20 protein-coding genes are annotated in these 25087 nt (G+C 46.8%); 14 read left to right on the top strand and 6 right to left on the bottom strand.

The window, feature by feature from the left end:
* Nucleotides 1–26: 26 nt before the first annotated feature.
* The gene (locus RAC86_RS00515) at nt 27–1097 is read right to left on the bottom strand and encodes a DUF3900 domain-containing protein (RefSeq protein ID WP_072565917.1); all 1071 of its coding nucleotides are present in this window, start codon (nt 1095–1097) and stop codon (nt 27–29) included.
* A 149-nt stretch (nt 1098–1246) separates the two neighbouring features.
* Here RAC86_RS00515 and cypD point away from each other — a divergent pair, with 149 nt between their 5' ends.
* The 7 genes from cypD to RAC86_RS00480 all read left to right on the top strand — a co-directional run bounded on the left by cypD (nt 1247) and on the right by RAC86_RS00480 (nt 11841).
* Complete coding sequence (cypD, locus tag RAC86_RS00510; protein ID WP_072566817.1) at nt 1247–4432, top strand: bifunctional P-450/NADPH--P450 reductase; 3186 nt, start codon at nt 1247–1249, stop codon at nt 4430–4432.
* Between the two features lie 436 nt (nt 4433–4868).
* Nucleotides 4869–6788 carry a lipoteichoic acid synthase LtaS1 gene (gene ltaS1, locus RAC86_RS00505; RefSeq protein WP_003222974.1) on the top strand — a complete coding sequence of 640 codons (1920 nt, stop codon included), beginning with the start codon at nt 4869–4871 and terminating at the stop codon, nt 6786–6788.
* Between the two features lie 236 nt (nt 6789–7024).
* Complete coding sequence (locus tag RAC86_RS00500) at nt 7025–7789, top strand: glucose-1-phosphate cytidylyltransferase (RefSeq protein WP_014112990.1); 765 nt, start codon at nt 7025–7027, stop codon at nt 7787–7789.
* A gap of 6 nt (nt 7790–7795) precedes the next feature.
* Nucleotides 7796–8764, top strand: coding sequence for a GDP-mannose 4,6-dehydratase (locus tag RAC86_RS00495; protein ID WP_014112991.1), 969 nt, complete (start codon nt 7796–7798; stop codon nt 8762–8764).
* Nucleotides 8765–8787: 23 nt separating this feature from the next.
* Nucleotides 8788–9699, top strand: coding sequence for a putative nucleotide-diphospho-sugar transferase (locus RAC86_RS00490; protein WP_061187089.1), 912 nt, complete (start codon nt 8788–8790; stop codon nt 9697–9699).
* Between the two features lie 28 nt (nt 9700–9727).
* Complete coding sequence (locus RAC86_RS00485; protein WP_072565918.1) at nt 9728–10891, top strand: glycosyltransferase family 2 protein; 1164 nt, start codon at nt 9728–9730, stop codon at nt 10889–10891.
* A gap of 14 nt (nt 10892–10905) precedes the next feature.
* The gene (locus RAC86_RS00480) at nt 10906–11841 is read left to right on the top strand and encodes a putative nucleotide-diphospho-sugar transferase (RefSeq protein WP_041520886.1); all 936 of its coding nucleotides are present in this window, start codon (nt 10906–10908) and stop codon (nt 11839–11841) included.
* A gap of 28 nt (nt 11842–11869) precedes the next feature.
* Here the strand turns inward: RAC86_RS00480 and RAC86_RS00475 are convergent, their stop codons facing one another.
* The 3 genes from RAC86_RS00475 to bcaP form a co-directional block, all read right to left on the bottom strand.
* Entirely contained in the window at nt 11870–13099 is a 1230-nt protein-coding gene (locus RAC86_RS00475) for an MFS transporter (RefSeq protein ID WP_072565919.1), read from the bottom strand.
* A 111-nt stretch (nt 13100–13210) separates the two neighbouring features.
* The gene (locus RAC86_RS00470) at nt 13211–13918 is read right to left on the bottom strand and encodes a YjjG family noncanonical pyrimidine nucleotidase (RefSeq protein WP_072565920.1); all 708 of its coding nucleotides are present in this window, start codon (nt 13916–13918) and stop codon (nt 13211–13213) included.
* 92 nt (nt 13919–14010) lie between these two features.
* Complete coding sequence (bcaP, locus tag RAC86_RS00465) at nt 14011–15396, bottom strand: branched-chain amino acid transporter BcaP (protein WP_061187085.1); 1386 nt, start codon at nt 15394–15396, stop codon at nt 14011–14013.
* A 248-nt stretch (nt 15397–15644) separates the two neighbouring features.
* Between bcaP and yfmT the strand changes: the two genes are divergently transcribed.
* The 6 genes from yfmT (at nt 15645) to RAC86_RS00435 (ending at nt 22371) form a co-directional block, all read left to right on the top strand.
* Entirely contained in the window at nt 15645–17102 is a 1458-nt protein-coding gene (gene yfmT / locus RAC86_RS00460) for a benzaldehyde dehydrogenase (RefSeq protein ID WP_014112996.1), read from the top strand.
* 13 nt (nt 17103–17115) lie between these two features.
* A complete protein-coding gene (locus RAC86_RS00455; RefSeq protein WP_014112997.1) occupies nt 17116–17976 on the top strand; it encodes a methyl-accepting chemotaxis protein in 861 nt (286 codons plus the stop codon).
* Between the two features lie 134 nt (nt 17977–18110).
* Nucleotides 18111–20000, top strand: coding sequence for an ABC-F family ATP-binding cassette domain-containing protein (locus RAC86_RS00450; RefSeq protein ID WP_072565921.1), 1890 nt, complete (start codon nt 18111–18113; stop codon nt 19998–20000).
* A 123-nt stretch (nt 20001–20123) separates the two neighbouring features.
* Nucleotides 20124–20570: a YfmQ family protein gene (locus RAC86_RS00445; protein WP_072565922.1), complete on the top strand. Its 447-nt coding sequence runs from the start codon at nt 20124–20126 to the stop codon at nt 20568–20570.
* A 123-nt stretch (nt 20571–20693) separates the two neighbouring features.
* Nucleotides 20694–21116: a MerR family transcriptional regulator gene (locus RAC86_RS00440; protein ID WP_003223002.1), complete on the top strand. Its 423-nt coding sequence runs from the start codon at nt 20694–20696 to the stop codon at nt 21114–21116.
* 64 nt (nt 21117–21180) lie between these two features.
* Nucleotides 21181–22371 (top strand): MFS transporter, encoded by a 1191-nt coding sequence (locus RAC86_RS00435; protein ID WP_014113000.1) that lies wholly within the window; start codon nt 21181–21183, stop codon nt 22369–22371.
* A 34-nt stretch (nt 22372–22405) separates the two neighbouring features.
* On the opposite strand, the gene RAC86_RS00430 is transcribed toward RAC86_RS00435, so the two are convergent.
* Nucleotides 22406–22951, bottom strand: coding sequence for a GNAT family N-acetyltransferase (locus RAC86_RS00430; protein WP_072565923.1), 546 nt, complete (start codon nt 22949–22951; stop codon nt 22406–22408).
* A gap of 192 nt (nt 22952–23143) precedes the next feature.
* Here RAC86_RS00430 and RAC86_RS00425 point away from each other — a divergent pair, with 192 nt between their 5' ends.
* Nucleotides 23144–23281, top strand: a complete 138-nt coding sequence (locus tag RAC86_RS00425) for a hypothetical protein (RefSeq protein ID WP_014113002.1) — start codon at nt 23144–23146, stop codon at nt 23279–23281.
* A 111-nt stretch (nt 23282–23392) separates the two neighbouring features.
* Here the strand turns inward: RAC86_RS00425 and RAC86_RS00420 are convergent, their stop codons facing one another.
* On the bottom strand, nt 23393–24949 hold the full coding sequence (locus RAC86_RS00420; RefSeq protein WP_072182914.1) for an ABC-F family ATP-binding cassette domain-containing protein: 1557 nt from the start codon (nt 24947–24949) through the stop codon (nt 23393–23395).
* Nucleotides 24950–25087 lie beyond the last annotated feature (138 nt).

The following is a 25087-nucleotide window of genomic DNA, read 5'->3' as shown; positions in this document are numbered from 1 at the left end:
TCCAGAAAGTGATTTCTGGACTTTTTTTATTCTTGCTCTGTTTTGTGGCTTATCCGCTCAATCACCTCATGCAATCCCTCAGGCTTGTAAAACTCCACCGGCGAACTCCCCTTCTCAAACGAAATCGTCTCGGCTTCAATCAGCGCGACATAGCGCCCGTTCACTTTTGCGAGATGAATCGAATCGCCAAAATCCGCTAGCAATCCCTTAATCTCGGTTTCTCCGACTTTCATTTTCAGTTGGGCCTCTGGTGTGTGCTCGATGATTTGGGCGGAGGCTTCGATCACTTGATGGGTGTCGAGACGCTCTTGGATTTCCCGTTTTTCGCTCGCTTCCCAAATTTCGATGTCTTGTTCAAATTGCTTGAGCTCTTCGCTGTTGTCTTCAAATGTCTCGTAGACGTGCTCCTGCACCATGTTCATGACCTGGTTTTTCATGATTTCCGGCATCGATTCTCCGTACTCGACGAATTTCAGAAAGTCCTCAAAATAGCGGGCGTGCGAGGCCTGGTGGATTTTCAGCTCGCCTTCCTCGACCATTCCCTCTTCGGGCATGTACGGGTATTGGATGCTTTTCATGTTTTTTGTCGTGATCGCCATTTCGACTTTTTTAATGAGGGAAGATGCGTCTGAGATGCGGGCGACCTTCGGCTCAAAATCACATTTCATAATGAAGACAAATGACTCGTCGAAGTATTTTCTCGGCATGGCTGAAGCGACGAGGAACACGCCGCCGCGGACTGCGCTCGTGTCGAGGTACGTGCGGACGAACTGCTCGCTCAGCTCGTTAAAGTCTTCTTTTGTTTCCGCCAGTCGCGCCCGGTTGAACATGTTGTAATTCGGGTTGGAATCGAGCTCGTGGCCGGGCTCGACGATAAAATGGCCGATTTTCGTCGGCACCTGTTCGGACTGCGGATGGCGGTCGGCTTTCCGTTTGACGATTTTTTTCAGCTCCCCGTCGAGAAAGTCCTTCAGCTCGCTTTCTTCAAATTCACCCGTATCAAGGGTTTGGAAGTGCTTGAACTGCTTGTTCGCCTGCTCATCCTTGCCTTCCACCTGTATGACATAAAAGGATAAAAATCGAATTTCAAAATCCATATATGAACTCACCTTATTCGCGTATTGTACAGCTTCTCAAGTATAGAAAAAACAGCGATCATGCGTCAATTGGGAGAATGGAATAATCATGGCCATGAAAGGGAAATGTAGTCAGATAGAAGGCATTTCATATGGAAAGGAATGGTTCGATGAAGGAAACAAGCCCGATTCCTCAGCCTAAGACCTATGGTCCGCTCGGCAATCTGCCTTTAATTGATAAAGACAAACCGACACTGTCGCTGATCAAATTGGCAGAAGAGCAGGGCCCGATTTTTCAAATCCATACACCTGCGGGCACGACGATTGTAGTGTCCGGACACGAACTGGTGAAAGAAGTTTGTGATGAAGAGCGATTCGACAAAAGCATTGAAGGCGCCTTGGAGAAGGTTCGCGCGTTTTCCGGTGATGGATTGTTTACAAGCTGGACGCATGAGCCTAATTGGAGAAAAGCACACAACATTCTGATGCCGACGTTCAGCCAGCGGGCCATGAAGGACTACCATGAGAAAATGGTCGATATCGCCGTTCAGCTCATTCAAAAATGGGCCAGGCTTAACCCGAATGAAGCAGTCGATGTCCCAGGGGATATGACCCGGCTGACGCTCGACACAATTGGGCTGTGCGGGTTTGACTATCGCTTTAACAGCTACTACAGAGAAACGCCCCACCCGTTTATCAACAGCATGGTGCGGGCGCTGGATGAAGCGATGCACCAGATGCAGCGGCTTGATTTTCAAGATAAGCTTATGGTCAGAACAAAGCGCCAATTTCATCATGATATTCAAACAATGTTTTCATTAGTCGACAGCATTATTGCGGAGCGGAGATCGAATGGAGATCAGGATGAAAAAGATTTGCTTGCCCGCATGCTGAATGTGGAAGATCCGGAAACAGGTGAAAAGCTCGACGATGAAAATATCCGCTTTCAAATCATTACGTTTTTGATTGCCGGGCATGAAACCACGAGCGGACTGCTTTCCTTTGCGATCTACTTTTTATTGAAGCATCCTGACAAACTGGAGAAAGCGTATGAAGAGGTCGACCGGGTGCTGACGGGTGCAGCGCCGACCTATAAACAAGTGCTCGAGCTGAAATACATACGGATGATTTTAAATGAATCACTGCGCTTATGGCCGACGGCTCCGGCTTTCAGCCTTTATCCAAAAGAAGACACAGTCATTGGCGGAAAGTATCCGATTACAACCAAAGATAGAATTTCTGTGCTGATTCCGCAGCTTCATCGTGATCAAGACGCTTGGGGAGAGGACGCTGAAGAATTCCGTCCAGAACGGTTTGAACATCAGGACCAAGTGCCTCATCATGCGTACAAACCGTTCGGAAATGGACAGCGGGCCTGTATCGGCATGCAGTTTGCCCTTCATGAAGCTACACTTGTGCTGGGCATGGTTTTAAAATATTTCACGTTAATTGATCATGAGAATTATGAGCTTGATATCAAACAAACCTTAACACTCAAGCCGGGCGATTTTCGTATCAGGGTTCAAACACGGCATCAGGAAGCCATTCATGCGGACGTTCCGGCAGCTGAAAAAGCGGCGCCTGATGAGCAAAAAGAGAAAACGGAAACAAAGGGCGCATCGGTTATCGGTCTTAACAACCGCCCGCTTCTCGTGCTGTATGGATCTGATACCGGCACCGCAGAAGGCGTAGCCCGCGAGCTTGCCGATACAGCCAGTCTTCATGGCGTAAGGACTGAAGTGGCACCTCTGAACGACCGGATTGGAAAACTGCCGAAAGATGGAGCGGTTGTCATTGTGACCTCGTCTTATAACGGAAAACCGCCAAGCAATGCCGGACAGTTCGTGCAGTGGCTTCAAGAAATCAAACCGGGTGAGCTTGAAGGCGTCCATTACGCGGTATTTGGCTGCGGTGACCACAACTGGGCGAGCACGTACCAGTACGTGCCGAGATTCATTGATGAGCAGCTTGCGGAGAAAGGCGCGACTCGGTTTTCTGCGCGCGGAGAGGGGGATGTTAGCGGTGATTTTGAAGGGCAGCTTGACGAGTGGAAAAAAAGCATGTGGACAGACGCCATCAAAGCATTCGGACTTGAGCTTAATGAAAACGCCGATAAGGAACGAAGCACACTGAGCCTTCAGTTTGTCAGAGGGCTGGGCGAGTCTCCGCTGGCTAGATCGTACGAAGCCTCTCACGCATCCATTGCCGAAAATCGTGAACTCCAGTCCGCAGACAGTGATCGCAGCACCCGCCATATCGAAATCACATTGCCGCCGGATGTTGAATATCGGGAGGGCGATCACCTTGGCGTATTGCCGAGGAACAGCCAAACCAATGTCAGCCGGATTCTTCACAGATTCGGCCTGAAGGGAACCGACCAAGTGACATTGTCGGCAAGCGGGCGCAGTGCGGGGCATCTGCCATTAGGGCGTCCTGTCAGCCTGCATGATCTTCTCAGCTACAGCGTCGAGGTGCAAGAAGCCGCCTCAAGGGCGCAAATACGGGAGCTGGCGGCATTTACAGTCTGTCCGCCACATAAACGCGAATTAGAAGATCTGGCGGCAGAGGGTGTCTATCAGGAACAAATATTGAAAAAACGGATTTCTATGCTGGATCTGCTTGAACAATATGAAGCGTGTGATATGCCGTTTGAACGATTTCTAGAGCTTTTACGGCCGTTAAAACCGAGATATTATTCGATTTCAAGCTCTCCAAGGGTAAATCCTGAGCAAGCATCAATTACAGTTGGTGTCGTGCACGGCCCTGCGTGGAGCGGCCGCGGCGAATACAGGGGCGTATCTTCAAATTACTTAGCTGAGCGTCAAGCGGGTGATGATGTCGTGATGTTTGTCCGCACACCGGAATCCCGGTTTCAGCTTCCGGAAGACCCTGAAACCCCAATCATTATGGTCGGGCCGGGCACAGGAGTAGCGCCATTCCGCGGTTTCCTCCAAGCACGCGCAGTTTTAAAGCGGGAGGGAAAAGCGCTCGGCGAAGCTCATCTCTATTTTGGATGCAGGAACGATCATGATTTTATTTACCGTGACGAGCTTGAGCAGTTTGAAAAAGATGGAATCGTCACTGTCCACACAGCCTTTTCCCGAAAAGAAGGCATGCCGAAAACGTATGTCCAGCATCTCATGGCTGACCATGCAGAAACATTGATTTCGATTCTTGATCGCGGAGGCAGGCTCTATGTATGCGGTGATGGCAGCAAAATGGCCCCAGATGTGGAGGCCGGACTGCAAAAAGCGTATCAGTCTGTTCATGGCACCGGTGAACAAGAAGCACAAAACTGGCTGAAACATCTGCAGGATACCGGTATATATGCAAAAGATGTTTGGTCGGGGATTTAAAGACTGGAGATATCCAGTCTTTTTTTTTGCTCTTTCGAAAAAATTGTGATCACGCTAAACATGAGTGCATACAATAGCCACAGTCCGCCAGAGGGCGGGCTTTCTGCAAAACCTATTTTTCGTTTTTGCTAGTTTATGTTATTCTTATACTCGGTATCTATTTCTTTTTTCAAAGGCACACATGACAAAAGAAACCCTTTTTTTATTTCCGAGAAAAAATGTGAAACGAAATGAAGGCTTCTTTCGTCCAGTGTTTGGTCGAAATGGTTGCAATAAAATTGGTATGGTGCGAAGCGTAAATATTCCGGCTTACCGCGGTGTATTTATTTGTTGTGTGATGCCTTGATTTTGTTTGGAAAGAAGGAATTGAAAGGCAGGATAAAGAGCAGGTAAATATGAATGAAGACTTAAAGTGTTTAAGAAAGTAGAGGTTGCCATGAAGAAACTTTTTTCTTACAAACTTAGCTTTTTTGTGCTGGCTGTTATACTGTTTTGGGCAAAAACGTATTTATCCTACAAGACTGAGTTTAATCTTGGGGTAAAAGGCACAACCCAGGAGATCCTCCTGGTATTTAACCCGTTCTCAAGTGCGGTCTTCTTTTTAGGACTGGCTTTGCTTGCGAAAGGGCGTAAATCAGCCATTATCATGCTGATTATCGATTTCGTAATGACATTTGTGTTATACGCAAATATTTTATTCTATCGTTTCTTTGACGATTTCTTGACATTCCCGAACATTAAACAGTCCGGAAATGTCGGAAACATGGGAGACGGGATTTTCAGTATCATGGCCGCTCATGATATTTTCTATTTCTTAGATATCATTATTTTGATTGCGGTATTGATCTGGAGACCTGAATTAAAACAATACAAAATGAAAAAACGCTTTGCATCTTTAGTGATCCTTTCCGGGGTCGCACTGTTTTTCATCAACCTGCACTATGCGGAAAAAGACCGTCCACAGCTGCTGACAAGAACGTTTGACCGCAATTATATCGTGAAATATTTAGGTCTTTACAATTACACCATTTATGACGGTGTTCAGACGGCTCAAACGGAAACGCAAAGAGCCTACGCGAGCAGCGATGATTTAACAAGCGTCGAGAATTACACGACGTCTCACTATGCGAAACCGAATGCCGAGTACTTCGGCTCTGCCAAAGGCAAAAACATCATTAAGATTCACCTGGAAAGCTTCCAGTCATTCCTGATTGACTACAAGCTGAACGGTGAAGAGGTGACGCCGTTCTTGAATAAACTTGCACACGGCGGGGAAGATGTGACGTATTTTGATAACTTTTTCCATCAGACAGGCCAGGGAAAAACATCTGATGCCGAGCTGACAATGGATAACTCCATCTTCGGTCTTCCTGAAGGCTCCGCGTTTGTGACAAAAGGCGAAAACACATATCAGTCACTTCCTGCAATTTTGGATCAAAAGGAAGGCTACACAAGCGCCGTCCTGCATGGTGACTACAAATCGTTCTGGAACCGTGACCAGATTTACAAACATATTGGATATGATAAGTTCTTCGACGCAAGCAGTTATGATATGTCAGATGAAAACATCGTGAATATGGGACTCAAGGATAAGCCGTTCTTTACTGAATCGATTCCAAAACTTGAATCTCTTAAACAGCCGTTTTACGCCCATTTAATTACGTTGACAAACCATTATCCATTTAACCTGGATGAAGAAGATGCGTCCATTAAGAAAGCGACAACCGGTGATAAAACAGTTGATAATTACTTCCAGACAGCCCGTTATCTTGACGAGGCGCTTGAGCAATTCTTCAAGGAGCTGAAGGAAGCCGGTCTGTATGACGACTCAGTCATCGTGATTTACGGTGACCATAACGGTATTTCTGAAAATCATAACCGTGCGATGAAGGAAATTCTTGGAAAAGAGATCACAGATTATCAAAACGCGCAAAACCAGCGTGTGCCGCTGATGATCCGTGTTCCTGGCAAAAAAGGCGGAGTGAACCATACGTATGGCGGCGAAATTGATGTCATGCCGACACTTCTGCACTTACAAGGAATTGATTCGCAGAAATATATCAACTTTGGTACTGATTTATTCTCTAAAGACCACGACGATACAGTGGCGTTCAGAAACGGAGACTTCGTGACGCCGAAGTACACATCTGTCGACAATGTCATTTACGATACGAAGACTGGTGAAAAACTGAAAGCGAATGAAGAAACGAAGAATCTGAAAACAAGAGTGAACCAGCAGCTGAGTCTGTCAGACAGTGTCTTGTACAAAGACTTGCTGAGGTTCCACAAACTCAGCGATTTCACAGCCGTTGATCCGTCTGACTATCATTACGGCAAGGAAAAAGAAATCAAATAAGACGAGAAAGAGCCTTGAGCGGGCACATTGCCTTCGCTCAAGGCTCTTTTTTTTGGTTACATAACCAACTTGAAAAAATAGATTCCATTTGGTCACCAAGGCCGCCTTTCTCTCATATCATTACAGTAGATTTTGAAACCGGTATTGAAGTGGACAAATTATCGGGGAAACGCCTTGATAGATTGTAAAGATGTACCAGGTTTCGAACTCAATATTCATAGAGATGAGGGGTAGAGATGAAAGCGGTCATTCTCTGCGGCGGAAAAGGAACGAGAATGAGTGAAGTCACGAATGACATTCCTAAACCGCTCGCCATGATAGGCGGCAAACCGATTCTATGGCATATTATGAAAATCTATCAGTACTACGGAGTAAACGAGTTTATTCTGCTTTTGGGCTATAAAGGAGAAAAAATCAAAGAATACTTTCTCGACTATGAATGGAAGCACAACAGCCTGACTCTCGACAGCTCTACGGGAGAGGTACAGATGCTGGGGCAGCCTGAAACGTGGAAAATTACGTTTTTGGAGACAGGGGAAGACACACTGACAGCCGGAAGAATCTTGCAGGCAAAAGACTATATCGGCGATGAAACGTTTCTGCTCACCTATGGGGACGGGCTGGCCAATATCAATCTTTTCCATCTCATCAGCTATCACCAGACAAAAGGGGCTGCCGCGACTGTCACCGGCATTGACAAAGTCTCGCAGTTCGGCACCTTGACGGTTGAGGACGGCATGGCGAAAACATTTTCTGAGAAGACATCAAGTGACGGAATCATCAACGGCGGATTCTTTGTTCTCAGTCCCAAGGTTTTCGATTATTTGCCGAAGGACGGGAACATGATGTTCGAAGATGAACCGCTGAAGAACCTTGCCAAAGACGGGGAGCTTGCCGTGTACCGCCATTATGGATTTTGGACGGCCATCGATACGTATAAAAATCTCTTAGAAGTCAACAAAATGTGGGATCAAGGACAACAAGTATGGAAGGTATGGTGAACTGATTTGAGTTTCTGGAAAAATAAAAACGTATTTGTTACGGGGTGTACAGGTCTTTTAGGAAGCTATTTGGTGAAAGAGCTGATCGAACAGGGCGCAAACGTTACGGGGCTTGTCAGGGATCATGTGCCTCAATCCAACCTTTATCAGGGAGAACATATCAAGAAAATGAACATCGTGCAGGGCTCTCTTGAAGACTTGCCTGTGATTGAACGCGCGCTTGGCGAGTATGAAATTGACACAGTCTTTCACCTCGCTGCACAAGCAATTGTCGGCGTGGCCAACCGCAACCCGATTTCTACCTTTGAAGCGAATATCCTCGGCACATGGAATATTCTCGAAGCCTGCCGCAAGCATCCGTTAATAAAGCGGGTGATTGTCGCTTCAAGTGATAAAGCTTACGGCGATCAAGAAAACCTTCCGTACGATGAAAATATGCCGCTGCAAGGCAAGCATCCGTACGACGTCTCAAAAAGCTGCGCAGATCTGATCAGCCACACGTATTTTCATACGTACGGGCTTCCGGTCTGCATCACGCGTTGCGGGAACCTGTACGGCGGCGGGGATTTGAACTTCAATCGCATCATTCCGCAGACGATTCAGCTTGTGCTGAACGGGGAAGCGCCGGAAATCCGCAGCGACGGGACCTTTGTCCGCGACTACTTCTATATTGAAGATGCTGTTCAGGCTTATTTGCTTCTGGCAGAAAAAATGGAAGAAAACAATCTTGCCGGAGAGGCCTTTAACTTCAGCAATGAGATCCAGCTGACTGTACTTGAACTGGTAGAAAAAATCTTGAAGAAGATGAACAGTGATCTGAAGCCGAAAGTGCTGAACCAGGGAAGCAATGAAATCAAACATCAATATTTATCCGCGGAAAAAGCAAGAAAGCTGCTGAATTGGACACCGGCCTACACCATTGATGAAGGACTTGAAAAAACGATTGAGTGGTATACGGAATTCTTCAAAAAGTAATGTGAAACGAGGTGAACATGACTGTGACCAGCGCGTATTGCACCGTTTTATCAAAAGGGAGATTATATCAGGCAGTCGCCTTATTTAAGTCTTTAGAGCAAGTTGACCAAGACAGTCCCATTTTTACGCTATGCATGGATGAAGATACGCACCGCGTCTTACAGAAACTGAAGATGAAGCAGCTGAATCTTGTGCCGGTGGCCGCGCTCGAAAATGAAATGCTTCTGAAGCTGAAGGAAACTAGAGATCAAAGCGAGTACTGCTGGACGATGAAGCCGATCTTTCTGCAAGCTGTGCTAAACAGCAATCCCGAGCTGGAGCGTGTAACGTATATTGACGGAGATCTCTTTTTCTACGCTGATCCTTCGCCGATTTTTGAAAACCAGCCGGACTGTTCGGTGCTGCTTTCACGGGGTGATATCGTAATCCCTTCCTTTGAGAAAGAGCAGATTGACATGCTGCAGCGTCTTTTAGGCAAATATAACTCAGGCTTTATCAGCTTCAAGCATGATGATGCCGGCACGGACTGCCTGGAGTGGTGGAAGGAACGCTGTCTTGAGGAATGCAAAAATGCCCCGGGTGAAGGGAAATTCGGTGATCAGGGCTATTTGGATTATATGTCTGAGCTGTTTCCGAATGTGTGTGACATTACGACACCCGGTGTGAACATCGGCCACTGGAACTACGGACAGCATACGTTTTCCTGGGAGGATGGCCGGATTGTGCTGGAGGATGGCAGCCCGCTGATCTTTTACCATTTCAGCGGATACCGAATCGTCAGCATCAATCAAATCAAACAGATTCATGAAACAACCCGCACCGATCTGCCGTTTATGCATGAACTGTACCAAGAGACGCTGCCGCATATCATTCAGCACATCAAAACGTTAGATCCTGAATTTAACGGTTTTGCTTCAAAAGATGACAACAAATAAATGATTAAATACAGGAAGTGAAAATGAAGTGAAAGCAAGCGTTATTATTCCTGCATATAATTCAAAGGAGCGCCTGTATAACAGCCTTCTGTCATTAAACCAGCAGGAGTGCGATGAAGAATTTGAAGTCATTGTAGCAGACAATGGCTCTGAGGACGGGACGCTCTCAATGCTTGAGACATTTCAAGCAGACTTTCCGCTGATCTTTACACGGATTAAGGAAAACAGGGGCATTGCGTACGGAAGAAATCAGGCAGTTCGCAATGCCAGAGGAGATATCTTGATTTTCCATGATAGCGATATGCTTGCGGCAAAGGACCTTGTGGCAAAGCATATTAAAGCCCATGAGAACGAAGAGAATCTCGTCGTGTGCGGTTTGTTTTGGAAACGGATCTACAGTTTTTATTATGAACGCTTTGAAGATGAACATAAGGAACAGCTCGCAAAGCTCGTAGACGAAATGCCGATAAAAGACAAACAAAAGCTGCTGCAGGAAGCGGACATCAAAAACGGAAGCTTTCTGGATAAAAGCTTTGACCTCGATACCGATTTTATTGACGTGCTCAAGCGGATTTTAGAGGAGTACGGCGATGACCTGAAAGGCTATCATATGCCATGGCGCTTTTTTATCACGAATAACTCTTCTGTTAAACGCAAGCATGTGGTTGACCTCGGTTTATTTGATGAAGGCATTGTGCGGTACGGGTTTGAGGATTATGACCTCGGGATCAGGCTTCATCAGGCCGGACTGACGTTCAGGCTGCATCGCGACATTGTCAGTGTTCATCAGGAGCACCCGAGCAATTGTAAGTCTGTAGACGATATTCGGGCAAACATTGCCTATATGTGCGATAAATACAACAATATTCGCTCCTTAGACGTTCATCTCGCTTTTAACGGTCCGTTCCCTCCTGACATGACGAACGGCATCATGGCTGATATTCATAAGCTTTTGGAATCTCAGAAATACGACATGCTGCTGAATGTGTTTCTTGAGCTGCTCCATGTTGTTAAAGAGCGCAACATTGACCCGGATTGGCGAAAGAAAGCCCCAAGGGTGACGGCGAAAAGCTTTGATTTGCAAACTGTCCGTAAGCTTCTGCCAAAAGCGAAGAAAAAGCTTGGCGTGAACGATTTTGCCAACGCACTGTATGCGCTTGTCAATGATTTGCTGCACGTGGATCTTAGATAATTGGATGTGGTATAGTGAGTACATTTCATTTTTCAACGATAGTGTCAAGGACGCATATCTTTAAGCTAATGCCCATGATTCATTCTCTCCATGAGCATTGCGATGATTTTCATTTGTATGTGCTGTGTGTCGATCAGAAAGCGTATGAATTGCTTCAGCACGTACCATGGGAGCATGTGACCTTTGTGCAGCTGCATGAAATGGAAGACCCGGAGCTGCTGCAAGCGAAAAGCAATCGAACGTTTCATGAATATTGCTGGACATTGAAGCCGGCCTTTCTGTTCCATGTCATGAGCAAGTGGGATGACGCAGAATACTTTGCTCATATGGATACCGATCTGTTTTTCTTTTCTGATCCGGCACGTATTTTTACGGAAAACCCAACGGCTTCTCTGTATTTGACCGATCACCGCAACTCGCCGCGGTTCATAACCTACTATGAGCGGACCGGCCGCTTTAACACAGGCTTTGTCGGTGCCGGGAATACGAAGGAAGCATATGAAGCGGTGTGGCAGTGGAGACAGGAGTGCATTGCATTTTGCACGGTAGAAATGGATACGGAACGAAAGACGTACGGCGATCAAAGATATGTGGAGAAATGGCCAGCGCAGTATAAGGGTGTGCATGTTGTCAAGTCAATCGGAGCCAATACAGCGCTTTGGAATATCGAAAACTATAAGGTCGGGCATAAGGACGGCCGCGTGTATGTAGATGAAACGCCGCTGATATTCTATCATTTCTCCGGGTTTACACTCGTTACGGAAAAAGAGTTTAATCTTTGCTGGTATTACCGAATTGAAGATGAAGCGACAGTTGAAATGATTTATATGCCGTATGTATTAAACCTGAAAAAATGGATTGACGAAATTCAGTCAGCGTTTCCGGACTTTGCGGACGGCTTTATCCCGAAGCACGCAGTGCCTGACACTCATTTTATACAGCTGGATTAAGAAACCCCTGCCGGATGGCAGGGGTTTTTCAGCTATGCCATTCTCTCAGCTTCTGATCGCTCGGCAATAGGAAGGCTAGGATGCCGAGGACAGGGAGAAAGGCAATGGCAATCATCGTCGGGGTCAGTCCCGCGGCGTCAATCAGAGCGCCCAGCGCCACAGCGCCGATCGCGCCCATCCCGAAGGCGAGCCCGACGGTCAAACCTGACATTGTGCCGATTTTTCCAGGGACAAGCTCCTGTGCGTAGACAACCGTTACCGAAAAGCTCGACATCAGGACCAAGCCGATCAATGCAAGCACGCCATAGGCGAGCACCGGGCCGGCAAATGGAAGCACAATCGCCAGCGGCGCCGAGCAGAGCAGCGAACCGAGGATCACGAAGCGTTTTCCGAAACGGTCTGCAAGCGGGCCGCCGAGAAACGTGCCGACAGCGCCGAACAGCAAAAAGACAAAAATATAGCTTTGTGCCTGCTGAATGCTTACGTGATATGTATCCATCGCGTAAAACGTGTAAAAGTTGCCGATCGCACTCGTATACCAAGAACGTGCAAAAATGAGAAATATAATAATGATAAGAGCAGATACAACAGACTTGGTGATGGCCGTGTTTTCAGCTGTTTTCTTTTGTTTGCCTGACTTCTGGGCAAGGCTTCCGATACGTGCGGCATACCATCTCGCGATATACAGCAGAAACATAACCGCGAGCGCGGCGACAAGCGTGAACCAAACGGTGCCGAATTGTCCGAGCGGCACAAGAATCAGCGCGGTAATCAGAGGCGCCATCGCCTGGCCTGAGTTTCCGCCCACCTGATAGATCGACTGGGCGAGCCCGCGTTTTGTGCCGGCGGCCATATACGCCACACGGGAGCCTTCCGGATGGAAAATGGCGGAGCCTAATCCGATAAAAAACACACAGCATAAGATCGTTATGAATGAAGGGGCAAATGCAAGGCCCAAAATGCCGAGCATGCTGGCGGTCAAACCGATTGGCAACGCGTACGGCCGCGGCCGTTTATCGGTATACCAGCCGACGACAGGCTGCATCACAGATGACACCATGTTTAATGTGAAAGCGATGATGCCGAGCTGTGTAAACGTCAGGCTCATGGAGCGTTCCAAAATAGGGAACATGGCCGGAATCACGGCTTGCAGCGAATCGTTGAGCATATGGCAGATTCCGATGATAATCAAAATCGGATACACCGTGGTGCCGGGTTTTTGAACTGTTTTTTCTTTTAGCGGGGCGGCGATAGCCAAATGAGTCTCCTCCTTACATATATAGCCAAAGCATACCACCATATTATTCATAAGGTGAAGAATTTATCAAGAGGAAAAAAGACTCTTCTAAAAGAAACGCCGCCAGCATGATTAGCAGCTGACGGTATGTTCGATATTCAAAATGTGATACAGCTTTTCAAGCTTGTGAATCTCATAAGTTGGCATGATCTCTGACTCATTTATCTTCATGTCAGGGTTAACCCAGCAAGTATCAAGCCCGGCGAGCTGTCCGCCTTTGATATCAGCAGTGAGTGAATCGCCGATGATTAATGTATGCTCTGCCGAAAATTGGGGAATCCGTTCAAATACGTAATCGAAGTATTCCTTCATCGGTTTTTGAAAGCCTGTATCTTCAGAAACGAAAATATCCTTGAAGAACGGAAATAATCCTGAATCACGGAGGCGCTTGTACTGTGTCTTAGACACGCCGTTTGACACGATATACAAATCAAACTGATGCTGCAGACTTGAGATGAGATCGAAGGCGCCGTCAATAAGCTGATGCTCTTCTTCAAGAAAGCTGCGGTATTTTTGTTCAAGCAAGGCACCATCCGCCTCATAACCATATTCCTTAAACAAAGCAGAAAAACGGGTGTTCAGGACTTCATCCCGTGTCATTTTTCCTTCTTCAAAGGCTCTCCACAAACCTTGATTGATTGTTTTATACTGCGTCTTCATTTCAGCTGTTAAAGGAATAGTCTGATCTTCAAACAGCAAACGCAGCGCTAATGCTTCTGCCGCTTTAAAATCAAGGATGGTATCATCTACATCAAATAATAAAGTGCGGTATTGTTTCATCGGTTTGTCTCCCTTTCTCATATGTACTCAAAAGTATAGCACATAAAAAAAGGAAAAAGCCGGCGGGTGAGGCACCGCCGGCTGAAAAGAGATTATTTGTTTAATAAGCTGTGTTTTCTTGCATACAGGAAATAAACCAGCGTTCCGACAGCGATCCAGATGACAAATGAAAGCCATGTGACGCCGGGAAGGCTGTACATGAACCATAGACAGATACCTGCACTGATAATCGGCACAACCGGAACAAACGGCACTCTGAAGGACGCTTTGATTTCCGGGTATTTCTTTCTTAACACAATGACAGCAATTGAAATGACCGTAAACGCCGCCAGCGTTCCCATGTTCACCAGGTGGGCCAGCGTTCCAAGGTTAATAAACCCGGCGATTCCCGCTGCAACGATACCAGTCAGCCATGTATTGCGGAACGGGGTTTTAAATGACGGATGAACCTTTGCGAACAATCCAGGCAGAAGGCCGTCTCTGCTCATGGCAAATGTCAAACGGACCTGAGCGTACAGCAAAGCGAGCATAACCGTCGTAATCCCGATAATCGCACCGACAGAAATAATTCCGGCAACAGCGTCCTGGCCGACGAATTTCAGCGCAAAGGACACCGGATCTCCGACATTCAATTTCGTATAAGGCATCATGCCTGTCAGCACAAGCGATACCGTGATGTACAGAACGGTACAAACGGCAAGAGCTGAAATAATGCCGACGGGCATGTTTTTTTGCGGATTTTTCACTTCCTCTGAAGCGTTAGACACCGCGTCAAACCCGAGGTACGCGAAGAACACAGTTGCCGCGCTGACAATGACGCCTTTCAACCCGAACGGCATAAAAGGAGACCAGTTATCCGGTTTGACATAGCCGAGGCCGACAATAATGAACAATAAAATGATCCCAATTTTCATCAGTACGATGACGTTGTTAAAACGTGTGCTTTCCTTGACGCCTCTGCTGACAATCGCAGTGATGATGAGAATGATCACTGCAGCCGGAAGATTAAACACGGCGCCCGGCGTGCTTCCTGGCGCTCCTGACAGTGCAGCAGGAATATGAAGGTTGAAGCCGGCAAGCAGTGATTGAAAGTATGATGACCAGCCGGTGGCAACCGCTGATAATGCAATGACATATTCAAGCATGAGATCCCATCCAATCAAAAAGGCGAGCATCTCTCCAAGTGTCACATAGGAGTATGAGTACACGCTTCCCGAAATCGGAATCGAAGACGAAAACTCAGCATAGCAGAAGGCAGCAAGCGCACAGGCGAGCCCGGCTAAAATAAACGATATGATGAGGGCGGGACCTGCACCGGTTGCGGCCACTGTTCCTGTAATGACAAAAATCCCTGTACCGATCACACAACCGATACCAAGCAAGGTTAAATCAAATGCGCTTAACGTGCGGGCAAGGCTTTTTGACTTGCTCTGCGCACTCAATGTTTCAAGCGGTTTTTTTCTGAATAATGAACTCATCAAAAGTTCCTCCCGGAAAATTCAAAATATTCTAATCATTATATACAGTTCTTGTTGTATTATATTGTCGAAATTTGGCGCAGTCAATCATATATTTTTCTGCTTTAAATGATAGAAGCGAAACAGCGTTGTCGTAAGATAGGATAGTAATTTATTACTAATAACATATTCAATTTTATGCAGGGCGAACCGATAGAAAAAATAGATTCGCCCAATTTTGACTTGCGGTTAAAAAGGAGATGCTGACCATGTTTCAATATGAAGAGTTGAATAAACAATTTATCGGCGGGAAATGGCAGGAGGGCAGCAGCCCAAATGTATTGGAAAACAAAAATCCTTATACTCAAAAAACATTCACAACCTTCCAAAAAGCGACTGTTGACGATGTAGATGAAGCGTACCGGGCAGCGGCGCTGGCGAAGAAAAAATGGGATGCGGTCAATCCGTTTGCAAAAAGAACCATTTTAGAAAAAGCCGTCACGTATATTGAAGAGAACGAAGAAGCCATCATTTATTTGATTATGGAGGAGCTTGGCGGGACAAGGCTCAAAGCGGCCTTTGAAATCGGGCTTGTCAAAAACATCATGAAAGAAGCGGCGACGTTCCCTGTCCGCATGGAAGGAAAAATTCTTCCGTCAACAATAGACGGCAAGGAAAACAGATTATATCGCGTGCCGGCAGGCGTTGTCGGTGTCATCAGTCCATTTAACTTCCCATTCTTTTTATCTATGAAATCAGTGGCGCCCGCGCTTGGCGCAGGCAATGGCGTTGTTTTAAAGCCGCATGAAGAAACGCCGATTTGCGGCGGTACGCTGATTGCGAAAATTTTTGAGAACGCGGGAATCCCAGAGGGGCTGCTGAATGTCGTTGTCACAGACATTGCAGAAATTGGAGACAGCTTTGTAGAACACCCGGTACCGCGGATCATCTCATTTACAGGTTCTACGAAAGTCGGCAGCTACATCGGCCAGCTTGCGATGAAGCATTTTAAAAAGCCGCTTCTTGAACTCGGCGGCAACAGCGCCTTTATCGTGCTTGAGGATGCGGATATCGAATATGCGGTCAATGCGGCAGTGTTCAGCAGATTTACCCATCAAGGGCAGATCTGTATGTCAGCCAACCGCGTACTTGTTCACTCATCAATTTATGATAAGTTCCTTGAAATGTATCAGGCAAAAGTGGAATCACTGAAAGTCGGCGACCCGATGGACCCTGATACGATTATTGGGCCATTAATCAACAGCAGACAGACGGACGGGTTGATGAAATCTGTTGAGAAAGCGATTGAAGAAGGTGCTGTTCCAGTCAAGCTTGGCGGATTTAACGGGACGATCGTGGAACCGACGATATTAAAAGATGTGAAACCGTTCATGAGCATTGCCAAGGAAGAGCTGTTCGGACCTGTCGTTTCCTTTATGAAGTTTGATTCAGAAGACGAAGCGGTGGATATCGCAAACGAAACGCCGTTTGGCTTGAGCGGTGCCGTACATACGTCAAATCTTGAACGCGGCGTGGCTTTTGCGAAGCGCATTGAAACAGGCATGATTCATGTCAATGACACGACAATCAATGATGAACCGAATGTGGCCTTTGGCGGTGAAAAGCAATCCGGTCTCGGCCGATTGAACGGCGAGTGGAGCCTTGAAGAATTTACGACACTGAAATGGATCTCGGTCCAGCACGAAAAACGCAGCTTCCCTTATTAATGAATAGGAGTGAATGGAATTGAGCATAAGAACGGAAAAAGAAACCGCAGATCTTCTGGACGCGTTTATCAAAGTAGCCCCTTATCTAAACAGCCTGGTCCAAGATGATATTACAATCGGCATTTACGATACGGAAAAACTGCTTGTGAATATACCGGCCAAAACCTTTTCTCTAAACGTAAAAGCCGGTGACCCGTTGCAGGAAGGGGATATTATCACAGATGCCATCCGCACCAATCAGAAGAAGACGAGCATGGTTCCGAAAGAATTGTTCGGCTTCCCATTGATTGCACGTGCCATCCCGCTCCACGACGAGAATGGAAGAGTGATAGGGGGCGTCGGCCTCGGAACGAGCCTTGAGGAGTCGTCAAAGCTGCATGATGTGGCGGAAAGCTTATCAGCTGTCGTTGAACAAACGGCCGCAGCCATTTCCGATATTTCTAATTCAATCAACGGGTTTTCAACTCAAATGTCGGGCATTTCCTCTCAGGCGAAAAAGGTAAGCGAAAGCGCCGGTGAAATCGCCGATATTTCAGTAACCGTGAAAGGCATCTCTGACCAAAGCAACCTGCTCGGCTTGAACGCCGCAATCGAAGCGGCGAGAGCAGGAGAGTCCGGAAAAGGCTTCTCTGTCGTCGCAGATGAGATCAGAAAGCTAGCGACGCATTCAAAAGAAAATGTCGGCCAGATTGACCAGATCACGAAAAAAATCCACAGCCTGCTGAAAGGGCTGGAGGAATCAATTGAGTCGATTAATCAGCATACAGACGGTCAAGCCGCTGCCGTTGAACAAATTTCCGCCACGATGCAGGAGATTTCAGGAAGTGCACAGCATCTCGCAAAAATGGCAGAAAAAGCGCTAGAAGAAGAATAAGAGACCGGGGACAAATGTTCCCGGTCTTTTTTCTATCCTGTATTTCCATGAAATTTGTCTGACGTTTTACTAGTTTTATTCCAGCGGCTGATTTAAAATGTACACATGAACTTACGTGAGGATTGATAGGAATCATGAGTATATTAAAAGCGGAAAATATTTACAAAACATACGGAGATAAAACATTATTTGACCATATCTCCTTTCATATTGAAGAGAATGAGAGAATCGGATTAATCGGACCGAATGGAACAGGAAAATCAACGCTGCTGAAAGTGATCGCCGGCTTGGAATCTATTGAAGAGGGAGAAATTACGAAATCCGGCAGTGTGCACGTCGAATTTCTTCATCAAGACCCGAAGCTGCCTGCGGGGCAAACTGTGCTGGAGCATATCTATTCCGGTGAATCGGCTGTGATGAAAACCTTGCGTGAATATGAAAAAGCGCTGTATGAACTGGGGGAAGATCCCGAAAATGAACAGCGCCAGAAGCACCTGCTGGCGGCGCAGGCGAAAATGGATGCGAACAACGCGTGGGATGCGAACACCCTGGCGAAAACCGTATTGTCTAAGCTGGGCGTCAACGACGTAACAAAGCCAGTCAACGAGCTCTCAGGCGGCCAGAAAAAACGGGTGGCCATTGCCAAAAACTTAATACAGCCAGCTGATCTGCTCATTTTAGACGAGCCGACGAACCATTTGGATAATGAAACGATTGAGTGGCTTGAAGGATATTTAAGTCAATATCCCGGCTCCGTCATGCTGGTGACGCACGACAGGTATTTCTTAAACCGTGTCACGAACCGCATTTATGAGTTAGAACGAGGCAGCCTCTACACGTACAAAGGCAACTATGAAGTGTTTTTAGAAAAACGAGCGGAACGGGAAGCGCAGGCTGAGCAAAAGGAAACGAAGCGGCAAAACCTGCTGCGCCGCGAACTGGCCTGGCTCAGACGGGGAGCGAAAGCCCGTTCCACAAAACAAAAGGCGAGAATTGACCGAGTGGAGACGCTTAAGGAGCAGAAAGGCCCCCAGTCATCGGGCTCACTCGACTTTGCGATTGGCTCCAACCGTCTTGGCAAACAGGTCATTGAAGCGGAGAACGTGATGATCGCTTATGACGGCCGCGTGCTCGTCGACCGCTTTAATGAATTGGTCATACCGGGTGAACGGATCGGGATTATTGGACCGAACGGCATCGGAAAAACAACGCTGTTAAACACCCTTGCCGGCCGTCATACTCCAGACGGCGGCCATATTACGATCGGACAGACGGTCAGAATCGGCTACTATACTCAGGATCACAGTGAAATGAATGGCGAGGTAAAGGTCATTGAATATATAAAAGAAACGGCGGAGGTCGTAAAAACAGCGGATGGCGATATCATTACAGCTGAACAAATGCTGGAGCGTTTCCTCTTCCCGCGTTCGATGCAGCAGACGTATATCCGCAAGCTGTCCGGAGGGGAAAAACGCCGTTTATACTTGCTTCAGGTTCTCATGCAGGAGCCGAATGTCCTGTTTCTCGATGAGCCGACGAACGATTTGGATACTGAAACATTAAGTGTCCTAGAGGATTATATCGATCAATTTCCTGGCGTCGTCATCACCGTATCCCATGACCGCTACTTCCTTGACCGTGTCGTCGACCGTTTGATTGTGTTTGAAGGAAATGGCGTCATTTCCCGCTTCCAAGGCTCCTACAGCGACTATATGGAGGAGTCAAAAGCGAAGAAAACCGCTGAAAAACCGGCGGCTGAAGTCAAACTGGCTGAAGCCGAGCCAAAGAAAAAAAGAAAAAAGCTTTCTTACAAAGATCAGCTTGAATGGGACGGCATCGAAGATAAAATTGCCCAGTTAGAAGAGAAGCATGAGCAGCTCGAAGCTGATATCGCCGCAGCAGGCAGCGATTTCGGAAAAATCCAAGAGCTGATGGCCGAACAGGCCAAAACAGCGGAAGAGCTTGAGGCTGCTATGGACCGTTGGACAGAATTGTCTCTCATGATAGAAGAGCTGGAAAGCTAAAAAAGTGCGGCCCGCAGCAGGCCGCGCTTTTTTCACATAATGTACAAAAACGAACCGGCCAGCTTATGATAGGATGGAATTGTGTGTCAGCGGCACATGGAAAACTAACGGAGATGATGAAGTATGACATGGACGATCGTGATGTTAATCCTCATGAGTCTGGTGAAAATCGTATTAACCTGTCTTCCAACAGGCGTCATGGAATGGCTGCTCAGCAAATTCGCAGTGCACGCCAAGCTGAGTGACGAAAATGCTGTTCTCTCCCTAGATGGAAAACGTCTCGAGGGTGAAGAGAAACAGAAAGTGATTGACCATTTTAACGAAGCTGTCTTCCTGGAAAAGTATTATATATACCCAGGTGACGAAGAGCGTTTTTTACATCCGGAAAACGGCGGCACGCCGCTGGTGATAGATACGAAAAAAGGCAAAAAAGATGTGAAGCTGTTTGTATACAGCTATGACGACCATATCGACGTCGTGAAGCAGTACAAGAAGAAAGTGATTGCGTATCAATTGCTTTCTGAAAGCCTTCAAAAGCAGCCTCTGTCAGTGACAGGAAGTTTGGCTTAAACAGGATAGTGAAAGACGGGTGATTGATGCACTCGTCTTTTTTATTGATTTTTAAAACTTAACGTTTACGTTAAGGTTCAAAAGGTGTATAATGGGAACAGAAACGGCGAAGGGGGATTTACCTTGGAATGGATGAAGATTGACCAAGTAGCCAAAAGAAGCGGGCTGACTAAGCGGACCATCCGGTTTTATGAAGAAATCGGCTTGATTCCAGCGCCGAAACGGACAGACGGCGGCGTAAGGCTTTATTCAGAGGATGATATGGAGGAGCTTGAGAAAGTCATCAGCACAAAAGAGGTGCTCGGTTTTTCCCTTCAGGAGCTTCAGCATTTCATGGAAACCAGCCGCCAGCTAGAGTTAAACAAAGAGGGGTATTTGTTGTCACTGGATCCTAAGGAACGGAAAGAAAAACTGGAGGAAATTCAGGAAACCCTGAATCACCAGTTGGATTTGATTGATGAGAAAATCCGCACATTCGAAAGCTTTAAAGAACGCCTGCAAGGCATGAAAGGTAAAGCGGAACGTGCCATTCAATCAATCGAATGAAAGTTTGCCAAACGCTATTTTTGTAGCGTTTCTTTTAATGGAATAAAGATGGAGGTCAGGTCAAATGGATAAGACAAAACAAGTGAATCAGAAAACGGGCTTGCTCAGTCAGCCGAAAGCTGTATGGGCTGTCGCTTTTGCCTGTGTGATTTCCTTTATGGGAATCGGGCTGGTCGATCCAATTCTTCCGGCAATTGCCGCACAATTACATGCTTCACCTAGTGAAGTATCACTCTTGTTTACAAGTTATTTGCTTGTTACCGGATTTATGATGTTTTTCTCAGGAGCCATTTCCAGCCGCATCGGCGCGAAATGGACATTAATTCTCGGACTTATTTTTATTATTGTGTTTGCGGCGCTTGGCGGCAGCTCAAGTTCAATTGCTCAGCTAGTCGGCTATCGCGGCGGCTGGGGATTAGGTAATGCTTTGTTTATTTCAACAGCGCTTGCGGTTATCGTCGGCGTGTCAGTCGGGGGCAGCGCCCAAGCAATTATTTTGTATGAGGCTGCGCTCGGTCTCGGGATTTCTGTCGGGCCGCTTGCAGGCGGAGAGCTTGGAAGCATGTCATGGCGCGCACCGTTCTTCGGGGTATCTGTCCTGATGTTTATAGCGTTAATTGCGATTTCTTTCATGCTGCCGAAATTGCCAAAACCGGCAAAACGCGTCGGTGTGTTTGATGCCATGAAGGCGCTCAAATATAAAGGGCTATTGACGATGGCGGTATCTGCGTTCTTATACAACTTTGGATTTTTTATTTTGCTTGCTTATTCTCCGTTCGTACTGGATTTAGATGAACACGGTCTCGGATATGTCTTCTTCGGCTGGGGCCTTCTGCTGGCGATTACGTCAGTCTTTACGGCGCCGCTCGTGCACAAAGCGCTGGGCACAGTGCGTTCACTCGTCGTTCTCTTTATTGCCTTTGCGGCCATTCTCATGATCATGGGAATCTGGACAGATCATCAGACATTGATTATTACATGTATCGTTGTCGCCGGTGCTGTCCTCGGTATGGTCAACACCATCATGACGACAGCTGTGATGGGGGCTGCGCCTGTTGAACGATCAATCGCGTCTTCAGCCTACAGCTCAGTCCGCTTCATCGGCGGCGCACTCGCTCCGTGGATTGCGGGAATGCTGTCAGAACACTTCACCGCAAGCACACCATATACAGTAGGCGGAATCGTCGTTTTTGTCGGCATGCTTGTCCTTCTCATGGGACGTAAACATCTTGCCGGAGTTAAGGCGGGTCATTAATAACGAAAGACACTGCACAGATGCAGTGTCTTTTTTAATCATGGAACCTTCCCATTACAACCGTATTGTAGTAGTTTCCGTCAGAAAGCAATTTCTCCTTTTTTAAGATTCCTTCTGCTTCAAATCCGTACGTCTTATATAGTGAAATGGCTCTTTCGTTTGTTTCCAGGACATTCAGTGAGATTTTTTTAATTCCGTTGGTATCCGCCCAAGAGAGAGATTGCTGTAAAAGATGCTTCCCGATGCCATAACCCCAAAATTCTTTTAACACGCATACACCGAACTCCGCTTTATGCGAGGATCGCTTTAAATCAGTTCCCTCACATCTGGAAAACCCCGCGAGCCTGTCCTGCACTTCAGCAACTAAAAATAAGTTTCTCTCTTTCTCAGTATCTTCCTTTATCCGTTGTTCAAAACTCGATGCATCTATGAAATCCTCACCCTTCTCGCGATCCATGTATTCCGTTTCTCCATCAATTTTCAGCCTTAATGCAGACAGCTTCTGTGCATCCTCTGCACAAGCTGATCGAATGGTGTTTTGAAGTTCATTTACATTGAATTCTTTTTTGCCGATGATCATGTTATACCCCTTCACTATCAGTAAGTATTATTCGTTATAATGGCATTATAATCGAATTGGTGCAGGAAAGGACATCCGCTTCGGTCAGGCATCGACGCCGCGGGCATTTATCTTGAAGAAACTGAGGATGTATCCGTTCATTTACGATTGCCATATCAGGTGATGGTTCATGCTGAAGAGGGGACGTTTGCCATGGATAAGGCAAAGCCTGACGAATATGATCAGAAGTGTTTACAGGTGCTCTATCATTACATACACAGCGTCATGAAAAACAGCTTTTCGGTTGAATGGTTCACCGCATGGGCTGATGAAAAGAGAGCTGACACTTGATGAATTCACATCGCCATTGCAGCTCATTTTAAAAGACAGAGAGCTCCCGAGAATCGTTCAGAAAAAATGGCAGTAAAAAACCCGCCCTTCAGCAGGCGGGTTTTCTTCGATTTAAAGCACTTTTGTCGTCCAAGACTCGCAGTTCCATGTTTCTGTCGCGATATCCATATAAAACTCTGGCTCGTGGGAAATGAGCAGAATCGAGCCTTTATATTCTTTGAGGGCGCGCTTGAGCTCTTCCTTTGCGTCGACATCCAAGTGGTTTGTCGGCTCATCGAGCACCAGCAGGTTTGTTTCTGAATTGATCAGCTTGCATAATCTGACTTTTGCTTTTTCGCCTCCGCTTAATACGGAGACGCGGCTTTCGATATGTTTTGTCGTCAGTCCGCATTTTGCCAGAGCGGCTCGGATTTCATACTGCGTGTAAGAAGGGAATTCGCTCCATACCTCTTCGATACACGTATTGTTGTTTGTTTCCTTGACCTCTTGCTCGAAATAGCCGGTATAGAGATGCTCGCCGCGTTCTACAGAGCCTTCAAGCGGCTGGATTTCGCCAAGCAGGCTTTTCAGCAAGGTCGTTTTTCCGATCCCGTTTGCGCCGTAAAGAGCGATTTTTTGGCCGCGCTCCATGCGGAGGTTGAGCGGACGTGATAGCGGGGAATCGTAACCGATCACCAGATCCTTCGTTTCAAAAATCAGCTTGCCTGACGTTCTCGCCGGCTTGAAGTGGAATTCCGGTTTTGGCTTTTCTGCCGCCAGCTCGATCATATCCATCTTATCGAGTTTCTTTTGGCGGGACATCGCCATGTTTCTCGTGCTGACACGGGCTTTGTTGCGGGCAACGAAATCCTTCAGCTCTGCGACTTCCTGCTGCTGCTTTTTGTAGGCCGCTTCAAGCTGCTGTTTCTTCACCTCGTAGACTTCCATAAACTGATGGTAGTCGCCGACATAGCGTGTCAGTTCTTGATTTTCAACATGATAAATCAGGTTGATGACGCTGTTTAAGAACGGAATATCATGGGAAATCAGGATGAACGCGTTCTCGTATTCCTGCAGATAGCGTTTCAGCCATTCGATATGCTGCTCATCAAGATAGTTGGTCGGCTCATCGAGAAGCAGAATTTCCGGCTTTTCAAGGAGAAGCTTGGCGAGAAGAACCTTGGTGCGCTGTCCGCCGCTCAGATCGGTGACATCGCGCTCTAATCCGATATCGCTCAAGCCGAGGCCGCGGGCGATTTCTTCCACCTTGGAATCAATGATATAAAAATCATTGTTCGTCAGCGCGTCTTGAATCACGCCGACTTCTTCAAGCAGCTTTTCGAGCTCGTCGGGATCAGCTTCACCCATTTTGTTGTAAATCTCGTTCATTTCTTCTTCCATCGCAAATAAATAATGGAATGCGTCTTTCAGGACGTCACGGATGGATTTTCCTTTTTCCAGCACGGTATGCTGATCCAGATAGCCGACACGGACATTTTTTGACCATTCGACTTTTCCCTCATCAGGTTCAAGCTTTCCGGTAATAATATTCATAAAGGTTGATTTTCCTTCACCATTTGCGCCGATCAGTCCGACGTGCTCGCCTTTTAACAGGCGGAAGGAGACGTTATTAAAAATGGCCCGGTCACCGAAGCCGTGGCTTAAATCCTTTACAGATAAAATACTCATGTTTACACCTCTATCGTTTGAACACGCACAATCGGCGTGAAATATTCACCCTTTTGATTATAAAGGAGGAATCGGAATGTTGAAAGGTATAGGAAAGAAAAAGAAAAATTGCGTTCCGGGCGAGGTTTTGAGATACTA

The sequence above is a fragment of the Bacillus sp. LR_5 genome, from assembly GCF_042709275.1.
The sequence above is the reverse complement of the archived record's forward strand: the minus strand, read 5'-3'. Positions and strand labels throughout refer to the sequence as shown.

What these genes read in the sequence shown, in the direction of transcription:
- RAC86_RS00455 (WP_014112997.1), top strand. Translation starts at nt 17,116, where the DNA reads ATGGAATTGAGCATAAGAACGGAAAAAGAAACCGCAGATCTTCTGGAC.
- RAC86_RS00450 (WP_072565921.1), top strand. Translation starts at nt 18,111, where the DNA reads ATGAGTATATTAAAAGCGGAAAATATTTACAAAACATACGGAGATAAA.
- RAC86_RS00430 (WP_072565923.1), bottom strand. Translation starts at nt 22,951, where the DNA reads ATGATCATCGGCAAAAAAGAATTCAATGTAAATGAACTTCAAAACACC.
- RAC86_RS00500 (WP_014112990.1), top strand. Translation starts at nt 7,025, where the DNA reads ATGAAAGCGGTCATTCTCTGCGGCGGAAAAGGAACGAGAATGAGTGAA.
- RAC86_RS00425 (WP_014113002.1), top strand. Translation starts at nt 23,144, where the DNA reads ATGGATAAGGCAAAGCCTGACGAATATGATCAGAAGTGTTTACAGGTG.
- ltaS1 (WP_003222974.1), top strand. Translation starts at nt 4,869, where the DNA reads ATGAAGAAACTTTTTTCTTACAAACTTAGCTTTTTTGTGCTGGCTGTT.
- RAC86_RS00435 (WP_014113000.1), top strand. Translation starts at nt 21,181, where the DNA reads ATGGATAAGACAAAACAAGTGAATCAGAAAACGGGCTTGCTCAGTCAG.
- RAC86_RS00445 (WP_072565922.1), top strand. Translation starts at nt 20,124, where the DNA reads ATGACATGGACGATCGTGATGTTAATCCTCATGAGTCTGGTGAAAATC.
- yfmT (WP_014112996.1), top strand. Translation starts at nt 15,645, where the DNA reads ATGTTTCAATATGAAGAGTTGAATAAACAATTTATCGGCGGGAAATGG.
- bcaP (WP_061187085.1), bottom strand. Translation starts at nt 15,396, where the DNA reads ATGAGTTCATTATTCAGAAAAAAACCGCTTGAAACATTGAGTGCGCAG.
- cypD (WP_072566817.1), top strand. Translation starts at nt 1,247, where the DNA reads ATGAAGGAAACAAGCCCGATTCCTCAGCCTAAGACCTATGGTCCGCTC.
- RAC86_RS00470 (WP_072565920.1), bottom strand. Translation starts at nt 13,918, where the DNA reads ATGAAACAATACCGCACTTTATTATTTGATGTAGATGATACCATCCTT.
- RAC86_RS00420 (WP_072182914.1), bottom strand. Translation starts at nt 24,949, where the DNA reads ATGAGTATTTTATCTGTAAAGGATTTAAGCCACGGCTTCGGTGACCGG.
- RAC86_RS00515 (WP_072565917.1), bottom strand. Translation starts at nt 1,097, where the DNA reads ATGGATTTTGAAATTCGATTTTTATCCTTTTATGTCATACAGGTGGAA.